2 tRNA genes are annotated in these 204 nt (G+C 58.8%); both read left to right on the forward strand.

Annotation, left to right across the window (positions count from 1 at the left end):
• Position 1 precedes the first annotated feature (1 nt).
• Positions 2-77 (forward strand) — tRNA-Glu (locus tag ACQRBT_RS18040).
• Between the two features lie 50 nt (positions 78-127).
• Positions 128-203: transfer RNA gene (locus tag ACQRBT_RS18045), tRNA-Ala, on the forward strand.
• The last annotated feature ends 1 nt before the right edge of the window (position 204 follow it).

The raw sequence follows: 204 nt of genomic DNA on the forward strand, positions 1-204 counted from the left end.
TGTCCCCTTCGTCTAGTGGCCTAGGACACCGCCCTTTCACGGCGGTAACAGGGGTTCGAGTCCCCTAGGGGACGCCAGTTTCAACAAGCAGTTCGAAAGGTCTGCTGCGCCGCGAGGCGAAAAATCCGGGGCTATAGCTCAGCTGGGAGAGCGCTTGCATGGCATGCAAGAGGTCAACGGTTCGATCCCGTTTAGCTCCACCAA

The organism is Pseudomonas sp. R19M, assembly GCF_050312585.1.
Lineage (GTDB): Bacteria > Pseudomonadota > Gammaproteobacteria > Pseudomonadales > Pseudomonadaceae > Aquipseudomonas > Aquipseudomonas palleroniana.